The 13,761-nt window shown below is 73.1% G+C and carries 11 protein-coding genes; 5 read left to right on the plus strand and 6 right to left on the minus strand.

Features of this window, described 5'->3' with window-relative positions:
* Nucleotides 1-3: 3 nt before the first annotated feature.
* Complete coding sequence (locus D459_RS0126735; protein ID WP_017596067.1) at nucleotides 4-2,751, minus strand: AfsR/SARP family transcriptional regulator; 2,748 nt, start codon at nucleotides 2,749-2,751, stop codon at nucleotides 4-6.
* Between the two features lie 262 nt (nucleotides 2,752-3,013).
* Between D459_RS0126735 and D459_RS0126740 the strand changes: the two genes are divergently transcribed.
* Nucleotides 3,014-3,856, plus strand: coding sequence for a class I SAM-dependent methyltransferase (locus tag D459_RS0126740; protein WP_017596068.1), 843 nt, complete (start codon nucleotides 3,014-3,016; stop codon nucleotides 3,854-3,856).
* A gap of 190 nt (nucleotides 3,857-4,046) precedes the next feature.
* On the opposite strand, the gene D459_RS32975 is transcribed toward D459_RS0126740, so the two are convergent.
* From D459_RS32975 to D459_RS0126755, 3 genes are all read right to left on the minus strand, one after another.
* Nucleotides 4,047-4,622, minus strand: a complete 576-nt coding sequence (locus tag D459_RS32975) for a type 1 glutamine amidotransferase domain-containing protein (RefSeq protein ID WP_017596069.1) — start codon at nucleotides 4,620-4,622, stop codon at nucleotides 4,047-4,049.
* A 216-nt stretch (nucleotides 4,623-4,838) separates the two neighbouring features.
* Nucleotides 4,839-5,426 (minus strand): TetR/AcrR family transcriptional regulator, encoded by a 588-nt coding sequence (locus tag D459_RS0126750; RefSeq protein ID WP_017596070.1) that lies wholly within the window; start codon nucleotides 5,424-5,426, stop codon nucleotides 4,839-4,841.
* Between the two features lie 76 nt (nucleotides 5,427-5,502).
* Nucleotides 5,503-6,339 carry an alpha/beta fold hydrolase gene (locus tag D459_RS0126755; RefSeq protein ID WP_017596071.1) on the minus strand — a complete coding sequence of 279 codons (837 nt, stop codon included), beginning with the start codon at nucleotides 6,337-6,339 and terminating at the stop codon, nucleotides 5,503-5,505.
* Nucleotides 6,340-6,615: 276 nt separating this feature from the next.
* Between D459_RS0126755 and D459_RS0126760 the strand changes: the two genes are divergently transcribed.
* Both D459_RS0126760 and guaD read left to right on the plus strand, forming a co-directional pair.
* Nucleotides 6,616-6,966, plus strand: coding sequence for a DoxX family protein (locus D459_RS0126760; RefSeq protein ID WP_026120786.1), 351 nt, complete (start codon nucleotides 6,616-6,618; stop codon nucleotides 6,964-6,966).
* Between the two features lie 335 nt (nucleotides 6,967-7,301).
* Complete coding sequence (gene guaD / locus D459_RS36620) at nucleotides 7,302-9,596, plus strand: guanine deaminase (protein WP_017596073.1); 2,295 nt, start codon at nucleotides 7,302-7,304, stop codon at nucleotides 9,594-9,596.
* An 82-nt stretch (nucleotides 9,597-9,678) separates the two neighbouring features.
* Here guaD and D459_RS0126770 read toward each other — a convergent pair whose 3' ends face one another.
* The gene (locus tag D459_RS0126770; protein ID WP_017596074.1) at nucleotides 9,679-10,320 is read right to left on the minus strand and encodes a hypothetical protein; all 642 of its coding nucleotides are present in this window, start codon (nucleotides 10,318-10,320) and stop codon (nucleotides 9,679-9,681) included.
* Between the two features lie 677 nt (nucleotides 10,321-10,997).
* Between D459_RS0126770 and D459_RS0126780 the strand changes: the two genes are divergently transcribed.
* Nucleotides 10,998-11,600, plus strand: coding sequence for a dienelactone hydrolase family protein (locus D459_RS0126780; protein WP_017596076.1), 603 nt, complete (start codon nucleotides 10,998-11,000; stop codon nucleotides 11,598-11,600).
* 114 nt (nucleotides 11,601-11,714) lie between these two features.
* Here D459_RS0126780 and D459_RS0126785 read toward each other — a convergent pair whose 3' ends face one another.
* Nucleotides 11,715-12,752 carry a methyltransferase gene (locus D459_RS0126785; protein WP_017596077.1) on the minus strand — a complete coding sequence of 346 codons (1,038 nt, stop codon included), beginning with the start codon at nucleotides 12,750-12,752 and terminating at the stop codon, nucleotides 11,715-11,717.
* A gap of 260 nt (nucleotides 12,753-13,012) precedes the next feature.
* Here D459_RS0126785 and D459_RS0126790 point away from each other — a divergent pair, with 260 nt between their 5' ends.
* Nucleotides 13,013-13,654, plus strand: a complete 642-nt coding sequence (locus D459_RS0126790) for a helix-turn-helix domain-containing protein (RefSeq protein ID WP_017596078.1) — start codon at nucleotides 13,013-13,015, stop codon at nucleotides 13,652-13,654.
* Nucleotides 13,655-13,761 lie beyond the last annotated feature (107 nt).

Below are 13,761 nucleotides of genomic sequence, written 5' to 3' on the forward strand. Positions count from 1 at the left end.
CCCTCATCCGAGTCCGGCGAGTTTGGCGCGGATGCGGTCGGCCAGGTATTCGCGGGTGTCCTCCGCCATCGCCAGCGCCTCCTGCCACGCCTCGCGGGCGAGGGCGTCATCGCCGAGCGCATGCAGCGTCTCGCCCAGGTGCTCCAGCGACGAGACCCGGTTGGAGCGGAAGCCGATGCGCCGGCTCACCTCGGCGGCCCGCCGGAAGGCGTCCGCGGCCTCGCGGCCGCGGCCCTGGAGCCGCAGCACGTGCCCGATGGTGTCGATCACGGACGCCTCGGTGGAGTGCGCGCCGATCTCCTCGCTCAGCGACAGGGACTCCCGGCACCGCTCCATGGCCTCGTCGAGGCGGCCCAGTTCGGCGTGGAGCCAGCCCATCGCGTTGAGGGCGTCGGCCCGGCCGTGGTCGTCCCCGATCTCCTCGAACAGCCTGTGCGCGTCCTCTGCGTGCTTCAGCGCCTCCTCATGCCTGCCGACCTCGTTGAGGACCACCGCGCCCCGGTAGCCGATACGGGCCATCCGCCACTGGTCGCGTCCGGGATCGCACAGCTCCGCGGCCCGTTCCAGGTGCCGCTGCGCGGCGTCGAAGTCGCCCGAGGAGAACAGGAACGCGGCGGTGTCGGTCTCGGCGTCGATCCCGTACTCGCGGAGGGCCGAGCGCCGCGCGGCCCTCGCCACCCGGCGCTGGAGGGCCAGGCCGATGTCCCACCGGGCGAGCCGCTGGAGCGGAGCGGTCAGAGCCCACCCCAGGGCCGCCGCGTAGGCGTCCATGCCGTCCTCCTCGGCGCGCTCCGCCAGGGCCGTGAGGGCCGGCAGCTCCGTGCGCACCCAGTCCAGCGCCTCGTCGGGCCCGTCGAGCGGTGCGGGCGGCGCGTCCCGGTCGGGCGCCGGCGCCGGGGGCGGGCGCCGGGGCGGATCGAGCAGCGCCGAGGCCTTCAGCGCCGTTCCCAGGCAGTGGTCGAGGAGGCGCCGGACCGCGGCGGCGCGGTCGGATTCGCCGTCCACGGCCTCGGTCTTCTCCAGCGCGTAGGCGGCCAGCAGGTCATGGGCGGCGTATCGGCCGGGCGAGGGCTCGGCCACCAGGTGCACGGCGGCCAGTTCGCGCAGGAGCGCCCGGGCGCGGCGCAGCGGCAGCGCGCTCATGCTCGCCGCGGCCTCCGCCGAGAGGCTCGGGCCGGGGTGCAGGCCCATCAGCCGGAACAGCCGCGCCGCCTCGGGGGTCAGCTCCCGGTAGGACCAGGACAGGACGGTCCGGACGTCGCCGCCGGGGTCGTCGGAGCCGAACTCCTCCAGCGGGTCCTCCTGCAGGCGGTCGGCGAAGACGCCCAGCGGGAAGCGCGGCTCGGTCGCGGCCCGGGCCGCGACCATCGCCAAGGCCAGCGGCAGGCCTCCGCAGGCGGCGGCGATCCGCTCGGCGGCCTCCCGCCCGTCCGCGACGCGGCGGTCGCCGAGCCTGGAGTTCAGCAGTTCCCTCGACTCATCGCGGTCGAACACCTCCAGCCGGACCTGCATCGCACCGCGGCGTGCGGCGAGATCGGGCATCGAGCGGCGGCTGGTGACCACGACCGCGCTCGCCGGCGTCCCCGGCAGCAGGGGCAGCACCTGAGCGGTGTCGACCGCGTTGTCCAGGACCACCAGCACCCGCCGTTCGGCGATCAGGGTGCGGTACATCGCTTCGCGGGCGCCCGGGTCCACCGGCACGGCCTGCGCGTGGACGCCGAAGGCGATCAGGAAGCGGTGCAGCGCCTCGGCGGGGTCGAGCGGTGCACCGCAGGGCCCGAACCCGAGCAGGTCGACGTAGAGCTGCCCGTCGGGGAAGCGGTGCCTGGCGCGGTGGGCCCATGCGAGCGCGAGGAAGGACTTGCCGACGCCCGCGGCCCCTGACAGCGCCGCGATCCTGGGCGCCTCCGGCGCCCGGTCGAGCAGCCGGTCGAGTTCGGCCATGGCCGTGTCGCGGCCGCAGCGCCGCCCCGCTTCGGCGGGGAGCTGCGCCGGAGCGGTGTTCGCGGCCGCCCTGGCGGTCCGCGCCTCCCCGGCCAGGATGCGCTGCTGCGCCTCGCGCAGGACGGGGTCGGGGTCGAGTCCGAGTTCGTCGGCCAGCCGGGTGCGGACCCGGTCGTAGACCTCCAGAGCCTCGGGGCCGCGCCCTTCCCCGTGCAGCGCGGCCATGAGCTGAGCCGCGGCGGACTGCCGGTAGGGGTCGGCGTCGAGCAGCCGCCGGGCCCGGATGGCGACCGGCCCCGTGACCCCGGCGGCGAGCTCGGCGTCGTTGAGCGCCTCGACGGCCGCGCGGCGCTGCTCGTTCAGCCGTGCCGCGGCGGCCTCGAACCAGTTCCCGCCGAGATCGGCGAATGCCGGGCCGCGCCAGTGGCCCAGTGCTTCGTGGAGGTGTTCGGCGGCGCCGAGCGGGTCGCCCGGCCGCGCCGCCCGCGCCCTTTCGACGCCGCGCAGGAAGTGGTGGAGGTCGGTCTCCTCGGTGCGGAGGCGGTATCCGAGGCCGGAGCGCTCGATCGGGTCGCCGCCGAGGTCGGACAGGAACCGGCGCAGGCGGGCGACGGTGTTCTGCGCTTGGCGGAGGACCGTGGCCGGCGGGTCGTCCTCCCAGAGGACGTCCACGAAACGCCGCGCCGGCACCCAGCGCCCGGCTTCGAACACCAGCAGGGCGAGCGCCTTGGCCTGCTTGCCTCCTGCGGGGCGCACGTGCCGTCCCCGGTGCTCCGCCCCCACTGTCCCCAGGATGAGGAACCGCATGGTCCTCCATGTGTCTTCGGGCCAAGGCGTTCAGCCGGATCGTACTCGAAAACGGAAGTCCGGCACGGGTCCGATGCCCAGGGCGGCGCCGGCCTCGCGCACCCCGCGGTGCGCGCTTCAGAGGGCGGGCTCATGGACGCCCCCTCCTCCGGGAGGCCGACCGCGGACGCACCCCTCGGTGACCACCCGAAAAGGTGTGAAAACGATAACCATTGCACTATCCTGTCGGCATCCCCGCCCCACCCCCTGCAAGGAGGACCCCATGGCCGCACGGCAGCGGAGACCGGAGCGCCCCCTGCGCCTGGGCACCGTCCAGGAGACACTGCTGATCCCGCTCTACGGACGCGCCGTGGAGAGCCGCAAGCCCGAACCGGTACTGCGCGATCCCGCGGCCGAGGCGATGGTGGCCGCGATCGACTACGACTTCGCCCGCTTCGACGGCGGGGCGAGCCTGACCGGCTCGGTGCTGCGCACCGGCCTCATCGACCACTGGGTGCGCGCCTTCCTGGCCGACTCCCCGGACTCGACGGTGGTGGAGATCGGCACCGGGCTCAACACCCGCTACGAGCGCACCGACAACGGCCGCGCCCGCTGGTTCGAACTCGACCTGCCCGACGCCATCGAGCTGCGGCGGACCTTCTTCGCCGACACCCCGCGCCGCTCCATGCTCGCCGCGTCGGTGCTGGACGACGGCTGGACCGCCGCGCCGCTGGCCGCGGGCGGCCCCTACTTCCTGGCCGCCGAGGCGGTGCTGCCCTTCCTGCCCGAAGAGGACGCGCGCCGCGCCTTCGACCTGCTCGCCGACCGCTTCCCCGGCGCCCTGCTCGCCCTCGACACCGCCGGCCCCGGCATGGTCGACACCCAGGACGGCCATGACGCGCTCGGCAAGGTGGCGGCGCGGATGCGCTGGAACTGCCCGGACCCCGGGGTGCTGGAGGACTGGCGCCCGGGCAGCCGCCTGCTCGCCTCGCACACCTTCACCACCCTGCCCGCCGAGGTGCACGACGGGCTGCCGGCGGAGCACCGGGAGATGATCGCCGCCCTGAAGGAGCAGCGGCTGCCGCAGGTCGAGGACTACCGGCTCAACCTGGTCCGGCTGGCCTGAACCGCCACCGCCCGCCGAGGGCGGCGCCGCACGGGTGCCGATGGAGCACGCCGAGGTCGACCGCGACGCCCTCGACACGGCGGTCCAGGACTTCGGCGACCGCGTCCCTTCCGCCCGAGGAGGGCCGCCGGCACCGCCCCCGGGGAGCCCGCCCGTCGTCGGGCCGCTCGCGGTCATCGGGCCCCGGCGCTCACGGGCGGCCGTTCCCGGCCCCGGCGACGAGCGCGAGGAGGGCGTCGGCCGCAGGGCCGGAGGAGGCCGGGTTCTGGCCGGTGACGAGCAGGCCGTCGGTGAGGACGTAGGGCCGCCAGTCGCCGGTCTTGGAGTAGTCGCCGCCGAGCCGCTTCAGCTCGTCCTCGACGAGGAAGGGGACGACTCCGGTCAGGCCGACGGCGGCCTCCTCGCCGTTGGTGAAGCCGGTGACCTTCCGGCCCCGGACCAGGGGCGCGCCGTCGGGAGCGGTGGCGTGGCGCAGGGCGCCGGGGGCGTGGCAGACCAGGGCGATCGGCCTGCCCGCGCGCAGGACGGCCTCGATGAGCCGGACGGAGGCGGGGTCTTCGGCCAGGTCCCACAGCGGGCCGTGACCGCCCGGGTAGAAGACGGCGTCGAAGTCGCCGGCGGCGACGGAGTCGAGGCGCTCGGTGCGGGCGAGAGCGGCCAGCGCTTCCGGGTCGGCCTCGAAGCGGCGGGTCTCATCGGTCTGGAAGCCGGGTTCGCTGCTCTCGGGGTCCAGCGGCGGCCTGCCCCCCTCGGGGGAGGCGAGCACGACATCGGCGCCGGCGTCCTTGAACCGGTGTAGTAGGGGGCGGCGAGCTCCTCCAGCCAGAATCCGGTCTTGCGGCCGGTGGTGCCGAGTTCGTCGTGCGAGGTGAGAACGGTGAGGACCTTCACGGCGCGGACTCCTTGAGAATAGACCGGTCGTCTTGTTCGGTGCGCGAGGAACGCCCGGCGTCCGGGCGCGTCCTTGCGGTCGGGTCGGGTTCTACAGGTGCAGCAGCCGGCGGGTGAGCGCCGTCGTGGTGTCGAAGGGGCCCGTGTCGCGGTTGATCTTGACGAGGAGGCTCGCCCCGAGCCACATGTCGTACAGGGCCTGCGCGGTCTCGCGGGCGGTGCCGTCGACCGCGAGCGACCCGTCCTCCAGGCCCGCGGTGATCGTCCGCTCCAGCCGGTCGACCATGGCGGCGGTGCCCTCCTTCAGGGCCAGCCGCATCGACTCCGACAGGTCGGAGACCTCCGCGCCGAGCTTGACCGTCAGGCATCTGCCCTGGCAGTCGTCGGCGCCCTGCATCTCGCGCCAGTACTCCCAGTAGTTCATCAGGCGCTGCGCCGCGCTCAGCCCGGGCTCGGCGAGGATGCGGTCCATGTCCGCCAGGTAGTCGGTGTAGTAGGCCCGCATCAGCGCCTCGCCGAAGGCGTCCTTCGACCCGAAGAAGTGGTAGAAGGAGCCCTTCGGGACCCCGGCGGCGGTGAGGATCTCGTTGATGCCCACCGCCGCGAACCCCTTGCGGGGGAGGATCTGCTGGGCGGCCCTGAGGATGCTGCCGCGGGTGTCGCCCTGTGTTGCCGTCATGTGCGGCACCCTAGCATCCATTAGACCAGTCGTCTATAAGTGGCGACGGAGCCGCCCGGCATCGCGCGGTACGCGCTCATCGGCCGAGGAAGCCCAGGAGGACCTCGTTGACCTCGGCGGTGTGGGTGGTGAGCAGCCCGTGCGGCGCGCCGTCGATCTCGACGTACTCGGCGGCGGGCAGGGCCTTGGCGAAGCGGCGCCCGGTGGCATCGACGGGCAGGGTGCGGTCGGCCGTGCCGTGCACGATCAGGGAGGGGACGTCGATCCGGGGGATGTCCGCCCGGAAGTCGGTGGGCCAGGTCAGCGGGGCGGCGGCCGAGGCGATCGGGCCCGCGCCGGCCGCCGTGTTCCAGGCGTTGCGCACGGCCTCCTCGCTCACCCGGGTGCCCAGGTTCTCGTCGAGGTTGAAGAAGTCGGCGTAGAAGCCGGTGAAGAAGGCGTAGCGGTCCTTCCGCACCGACTCGGAGATCTCCTCGAAGAAGGAGGGCGGGGCGGCCCCCTCGGGGTTGTCCTCGGTGATCGCCAGGTACGGCTCCAGCGACGCGAGGAACGCGGCCTTGGCGACCCGGCCGGAGCCGTAGGAGGACAGGTAGCGGGCGACCTCGCCGGTGCCCATCGAGAAGCCGACCAGGATCGCGTCGCGCAGGTCGAGGGTCTCCATGACGGTGTTCAGGTCGGCGGCGAACGTGTCGTAGTCGTAGCCCGTGGAGGGCCGGCCGGACTTGCCGAAGCCGCGCCGGTCGTAGGTGATGACCCGGTGGCCGGCGTCCAGCAGGGCCGGGATCTGCCCCTCCCAGGAGTTCCCGTCCAGGGGGTAGCCGTGGATGAGGACGACCGGCCGCCCCGCCCCCTTGTCCTCGTAGTGCAGTTCGATGTCGGTGCCGTTCTCCGTGCCGACCTTGATCCGTCCCATGATGTCCGCCCTTTCCGGGAGTTCGGTTTCCGCTGCGTTCACAAGCGACTATACGACCGGTCTACTCATCGCACAACCCTGCCGGCGCGGACGATTCGCGAGGGACCGCGCGCCGCGGCGGCAGGGCGCCCGGCGCGGCCGCACGCCTTTCGGGGCGACGGCCCTCGACCCCCATTCCAACCGGTTATGGATACAGGTATTGGACGCGGCACCGAGCGGCCGAGAAGGATGAAGGCAGTGAACCGGGAGCAGATCACCGCGAGCAAGGGAGATTCCATGTCCGCCCTCCATGCGATCGTCACCGCCGTCACGATCGCGGCCAATGCCGGGATCGCCATCGCCGACTTCGCGAAGGCGAGGTTCGTCCTCGCGAACTCGGCCGAGGTGGGCGTGCCCCGGTCCTGGCTTCCGCTGCTGGGAACGCTGAAGGCCGCGGGGGCCGCCGGGCTCGCGCTCGGACTCCTGGGCTTCCGGTTCGTCGGCATCGCCGCCGCGACCGGACTCGTCCTCTTCTTCCTCGGCGCCCTCGCCGCCCACTTCCGCGCCCGCGTGTTCCACAACATCGCCTTCCCCGGCGCCTACCTGGCCCTTGCCGCCGCCTCCCTCGTCCTCGCCGCCGCGCACTGAGCGCCGCGATCCCGGGCGCTCCCCCGGCACCCTCCCGGGGCGGTGCGCACCGCCCCGGGAGGCCGCGCACGGCCTGCACGATCCATTCACCCCGAGATCCATGAAAAGGCCACAAAAAGCCATTTTTCCGCAATGAGACCCCGAGTGATTCGAGTTGGCGAACCGAAAGGAGGCGAAGGCGGTTTCAGCAACCCAAAACCAGACCCGTATTCCAGTGTCGGGTTTTCCCCGACCTTGCCGGGGCAATTCAGACATGAGTCCTCGCCCATTCGCGTCCACACCGGAGGAAGCGACCGGTGCCCTCTTTTCGCGGTGGGCTCTGGTGGAGGTGACAGATGGACCTCATGGACACCGCCTACGACAGCGCGGACACCCTTCCCGCCGACTCCCCCGCACCCTTCGACGTCCCCGACGGCGGCTCGACCGTCGCCGTGCGCGGGCAGCTGCTGTGGTTCCGCGACGACCCCTTCCTCGTGCCCGTCGAGCACGCCATGCGCTATGAGAAGGACGGCCTCCTCGTCTGCGCGGGCGGAAAGATCCGGTACTGCGGCCCCTACGGGGACGCCGAAGGGCACCTGACCGCGGACGCCGTCCTCGTCGACCACCGGGACAAGATCATCACCCCCGGATTCGTCGACGCCCACGTGCACTACACCCAGACCGCGATGATCGGCGCCTACGGCGAGAAGCTGATCGAATGGCTGAAGAAGCACGTCTACCCCGAGGAGATGAAGTTCTCCGACCGGTCCTACGCCGCCGAGATCGCCCACCTCTTCTGCGATGAACTGCTGCGCAGCGGAACCACCACCGCACTGGTCTTCTGCACCACCCACCCGCAATCGGTCGACGTGCTCTTCGACGAGGCCGACCGGCGCGGAATGCGGATCGCCGCCGGGAAAGTCCTCATGGACCGCAACGCCCCCGAAGCACTGCTCGACACCTCCGTCGAGCGGGCCTATGAGCAGTCGCGGGAGCTGATCGAGCGCCGGCACCGCGCCCCGGGCACCCGCGGCGTCTACGCGGTCACCCCCCGGTTCGCCCTGGCCTGCACCCGGGAGATGCTGCAGGCCGCTGGCGACCTGTGGACCAGCGCCGAAGGCCTGCTCATGCACACCCACGTGTCGGAGAACCCCGACGAGGTCTACCAGGTGCGCGGGCTGTTCCCGGAGCGCTCGGGCTACCTGGACGTCTACCGCCACTACGGCCTGCTGGGCCCCCGCGCGGTGCTGGCGCACGGGGTCCACCTGACCGCCGAGGAGCTGGACACCTGCAGCGGCACCGGCGCGGCCATCGCGCACTGCCCCACCTCCAACCTGTTCCTGGGCAGCGGCCTCTTCCGGCTCCGCGACGCCAAGAACCCGGGGCGGCCGGTCAAGGTGGCGCTGGGCACCGACGTGGGCGGCGGCACCGCCTTCTCCCCGCTGAGCACGATGAACGAGGCCTACAAGGTGGCGGCGCTGGGGAACCACCCCCTCGACGCGGCGCGGATGTTCTACCTGGCCACCAAGGGCGGCGCCACCGCCCTGGGCATGGACGGCCTGATCGGTTCGCTGGAGGCCGGCCACGAGGCCGACTTCACCGTCCTCGACCCGAAGGCCACTCCCCTGCTGGCCCGGCGCACCGAGAACGGCACCGGCATCGTCGACGTGCTGTTCGCCCTGGCGATCCTGGGCGGCGACCAGGCCGTCGCGGAGACCTACGTGGCGGGGCGGCGGGCCTACCGGCGCGACACCGGGCCGGCCCCCCGGCCCAAGCGGACCCGCACCCTCGCCTGGAGCCGCTACGACTGGGAGAGCGACACCTGGCTGCCCGACCGGCCGACGCCGGCCATCGGCTGGCGCGCCCCGGCGATCGACGCCTATGCGGGCGCCCTGCACTGCGTCTACAACTCCGGCTCGGACGTGCTCCACTGGACGACCTTCGACGGGACGGAGTGGAGCGCACCCGCGGACCTGGGGTTCAAGGCCGGCCCCACCCCGGGCGTGGCGGCCTACGGCGCCAAGCTGTACTGCGGCTTCGTCCACGACGCGCGCCTCCGGATGACGGCCTACGACGGCGAGGCGGGCGAATGGGGCTCCCCGCAGCGGATCACCGCCGCGCCGGAGACCGGGTTCCCGCCGGCGCTGGCCGCCTACCACGGGCTGCTCCACGTGTTCCTGCGCGACCGCAGGACCGAGGGCCGCATCCACTGGGCCTCCTACGACGCCGAGCAGGACCGGTGGAGCGAGTGGCGGCCGCTCTGGCACGTCGCCTCCTTCGACCCGGTCGCCGCGGCCCCGTTCGCCGGAAGGCTGTACGTGATGTACTCCCCCGGCCGGGAGGGCGGCGAGGAGCAGGACCTGAAGTGGACCTCCTACGACTCCGAGACCGGCACCTGGGACGGGCACCGGGTCCTGGCCGGCACCGCCGGAACGGCCCGGCCCTCGCTCACGCCCTACAACGGGCTGCTGTACGCCTGCGGCAACCAGTGGGTCGGCAGCGAGCTGCACGCCTGGACCGCCAGGCTGGGTCCGGACGTCCCGGAGTGGAGCACCCCGCAGCGGAACACCCGGATCCACCCGTACTCGGGGTACGGCTTGAGCATGGCCGCCTACAACGGGCTGCTCTACACGGCCTACTTCACGGCCTGAACCGCCGGTGGGGGGCGGCCGCGGCGACACGGGCCCCGCCGCGGCCCCGCACGGCCCGGCCGGGCGCGCGGAGGCGCGGCCCCTACGGCCCCGGCGCCGGCCGGGGCAGGTCCAGGGCTCGGGCGAGGGCGGCGGTGACGGGGCCGGCCTGGTCGGGAAGGCGCCCGGCGGCCCAGGCGGCGGCCGAGTCGAGGAAGCCGGCCAGGTCCCGCTCCGCGCCGGCGAGCAGGCGGCGCAGCTCGGTGACGGGCAGTTCGATCACCGGGCCGCCCTCCTGGTCGGCGTCGGCGGTCAGCCGGGCGGTCTCGCCGACGCGTTCGGCCAGGGGCGAGGGGTCGTGGCCGAAGCCGGCCCGGCCCTCGCCGTCGGTGACCTCGTACCAGTCGCGCCGCTCGTCCAGCCCGCTGCAGCAGCCGGGGACCAGGACCGCGCCGGTGGCGGTGTCCTGCACTCTGAGCCCGCCGGAGGCGAAGAGGTCGCCCATGGTGAGCAGGCCGTGCAGGAACCCCTGGAGCGGGTCGCCCGGGCGCGGCGGCCGGCCGTCGACCTCGGGGGCGGGGTCGATGTCGTTGCAGGCCGCGATGGCCATCACCGCCGTGCCGACCTCATCCGGGGCGAGCCCCCCGCTCAACGGCAAGAGGCTCCACGCCTCGACCCCGGCCACCGGCCACAGGTCGAAGCCCTCGACCGGGTAGACCTCCAGAACGGGCTGCACGACGATCATGGGAGGATTCTGCCCTACCTCGGCGGGCCGGGAACGGCGGCCGGGGCATGGACGGCATGAACGGCGTCCAATGAACGGCGGCCCCTTCGGCCGGCGCGGTTTCCCGGGATTTCCGCACGGGAAGCGCGCCGATAATCAAGGGCTTCGGCGTCGAGGCCCGGATACACCATTTGGGGGAGACATATCCCCCGGCTTCATTGTCTACGCCTCCGTCGTCGGCCTTCTCCTCCTGCTTCTGGGGTGCAGCGTACTGCTGAACTTCGACAGGGTCGCAGGAATCGGCCGCCCAGGAGGCCCGAAGAGCAGGGAGGAGGCCTACGGGGAATGGGAGTACATGCGGCTCCGCTATATCACCGGGGGAGCGTTCACTCTTTTCGGCGCCCTTGTCCTGGCCTCGTGCGTCGAGGAGGCCGCGATCATCCTCATGCGATGAAGGCCCGGGCGGCGGCGGGGCAGGCCCGTTCGAAGGCCGCAGGGCCGGGGCGTTCCCGGGGCGGGCCGGCCGGCGAAACCCTTCTGGCCGCCGGCAATGCCTACTCCTCCCGGCGCGACCAGGGCCGCCTGCGGCGGTGCGGCATCCGGGCGACGTCGTCGGTGGCGCCGGGGCGGAACCGGCCGGGTCTGCGCACGGGAGCGGGCCGCCCGGCCGCTCCCGGCCCGTATAGCAGGATGGCCTCATGGCCCATGTCGCGCTTTTCCACTCCGTTCTCGGTCTGCGCACCGCTGAGACCCGCGCCGCCGAGCGGCTGCGTCGCGCCGGGCACGAGGTCACCGTGCCGGATCTGTTCGGCGGCGCCACCGCCTCCACCCTGGAGGAGGGGTTCCGGCTGCTCGAACGGATCGGTTGGGAGACGGTGGTGAAGCGCGCGCGGCGGTCCCTTGAAGGCGTGCCGGAGCAGACCGTACTCGCCGGTGTCTCCATGGGTACCGGCGTCGTGGCCGATCTCTTGCCCGAGCGCCCCGCCACCGCGGGCGTTCTCCTCCTGCACGCCGCCGCGGACCTCTCCGCCGGCCTCCGCCCCGGTCTGCGGGTTCAGCTGCACGCCGCCGACCCGGATGAATTCGCACCGCCCGGGCGGGTCGCCGCTCTGCGCCGGGCGGCGCAGGAGGCCGGCGCCGATGCGGAGGTCTTCCGCTACCCGGGCGTCGGCCACTTCTACATCGACGATGAGCTCCCCGACCACGACCCGGCGGCGGCCGAGCTGACCTGGCGCAGAGTGCTGGCCTTCCTCGATCTGCCCGGCACCGCCTCGAAGGCGCAGGCCGCACCCGCTCGATGACGGCGGCGGGGGCGGCCGCCCCGTAGCGGGCGGTCGCGCCCCTGTCCCGACCGGCTCCTGAGCGATGGGGCCCGCTCCGGTGGCGCCGGCGGCCCGGGGCGGACCCCGGCCGGTTCAGGCCGGTGCGGCCTCCAGCAGCGAGAAGCCGTCCGGCGCCGCGGGCAGCGGGTGCACGGTCATCGTGAAGCCCGCCGAGGTCAGCAGCGCGCGGTACTCCGGCTCGGTCCGGAAGCGCCCGCCGAGGTTGACGACGGAGGCGACGTCGTCGAGGTAGACGTTCGGCGGCATCGTCCCGTCCACGGCGGCGGGCAGCATCTGCTCCACCAGCAGCAGGCGCCCCTGGTCGGTGGTCATGCTCTTGCGGCAGTTGGCCAGGATCGCGGCCACCCGCTCGTCCTCCGGCCAGTTGAAGACGACGCTCTTGCACAGGTAGAGGTCCCCGCGCGGGAGGGATTCGAAGAAGTCGCCGGTCCGGATCTCGCAGCGGTCGGCGACGCCGGCCTCGGCCAGCACCCGGGGCGCGTGCCCCACCCCGTCCTCGCGGTCGAGCAGGATGCCGCGCAGGTGGGGGTGGGCGGCCAGGACTGCCGCGATGAACGGCCCGCTGCCGCCGCCGATGTCCACCACCGTTGAGAACGGGCCGAAGTCGTAGCCGTCCACGATGAGCGGAGCGATCGAGCGGGTGTGCTCGATCATCAACCGGTCGACGGTTTCCCGGAATTCCGGGTTCTCGTACCAGTAGGCCTCGCCGGTGTTCCCCGTGCCGGAGGCGAACTCGCTCGCCTTCCTGCCGGTGCGGACGGCCTGGTCCAGCGCGGGCCAGGAGCCCCAGGTCCACTCGTCGAGCAGGTAGCCGGCCAGCTCGTGCACCGAGCCGGGCGCGCCCGGCAGCAGCAGCCGCCCGCGCGGGGCGAGCCGGAAGGCGCCCGGCCGCTCCTCGGTGAGGACCTCGAGTGCGGCCAGCGCCCGCAGCACCCGGGTCAGCGTCGGCCCGTGGGTCGAGGTGGTGCGGGCCAGCTCGTCGGCGGTCACCGTCGAGTCGCCGATCGCCTCCGGCAGGCGCAGTTTCAGCGCGGCGCCGAGCAGGAACGTGGACGTGTGGCCGTTGAGCATCCGGATCAGCTCGGCGTCTTGCCAGGGTCCTTCGACCATCGGGGCTCTCCGTATCCATCGGTGGGTTCGAATTCGGCCGGTCGTGTGAAGGGGGTCGGGTGAGGGCCGGCCGGCGCTCCGGTGATGCCGGCCGCGGTGAAAGCGGCCGCGCCGAAGACGCCGGCGCGCCGCCGCACCGCCGCTGCCGGTTCGAAGCCCCGGCTCCGCGTCCGCACGACCCGACACCCGGTGAAATTAAGGCTTGCCTTACCTCACTTGCCATCTTGAGTCTTCAAGGCGACTTGATGTCAAATGGGCGCATGAGCGATCAACACGGCGTCTCGATCGGGCAGGCGGCCGCCCTCTACGGCGTGGCCCCGTCGACCTTGAGGTGGTGGGAGTCCCAGCGGGTCCTTCCCGAGCCGCCGCGGGCCGGCGGGCGGCGGGTCTACACCGAGGCGGAGCTGCGCCGCGTCGGCCTCGCCTACCTGTGCCGCGTCACCGGGGCGATGCCCCTGGAGCAGGCGTCCGTCGTCACCTCGGGCAGTCGGAACGCCCACTGGCAGCGCACCGTGAAGCGCCACGCCGAGGTGCTCGAGGAGAAGATCAGGGAGCTGCGGAGCGCCCGCGAGTACCTGATGCACCTGCTGGAGTGCCCGGGCGACGACATCGTCGAGGAATGCCCGTGGCTCGACGGCGAGCTCAGGGACCGCACGCCCCGCGGGCGCCTCCCCGAACAGGGCCTGGTCGACGCGGCGCAGTCGGCCCCCCGCCACGGCCCGCTCCCCGGAGGCCGTGACGGAACCGGTGATCCATGTGACGGAACCTCTGCGGCCCCGAGCCGCTGCATCGTCTGCGCGGACGCCTTCTCGCAGCCACCCACGGGCCGGCGCCGCCGGTACTGCTCACGCGCATGCCGGCAGCGGCACTACCGGAAGAACGCACGCCCGCAGCCGGCATAGCCGCACCGCAGCGCGAACGGCCCTCGCCGTGGCCCTGTCTCCTAAGAGCTCATCTCATTTGGTGAGTCTGCGGAAGCAGATCAACGTGCAGGCGATGCCGGCGAACG

It is taken from the genome of Nocardiopsis potens DSM 45234 (assembly GCF_000341105.1).
Lineage (GTDB): Bacteria > Actinomycetota > Actinomycetes > Streptosporangiales > Streptosporangiaceae > Nocardiopsis_A > Nocardiopsis_A potens.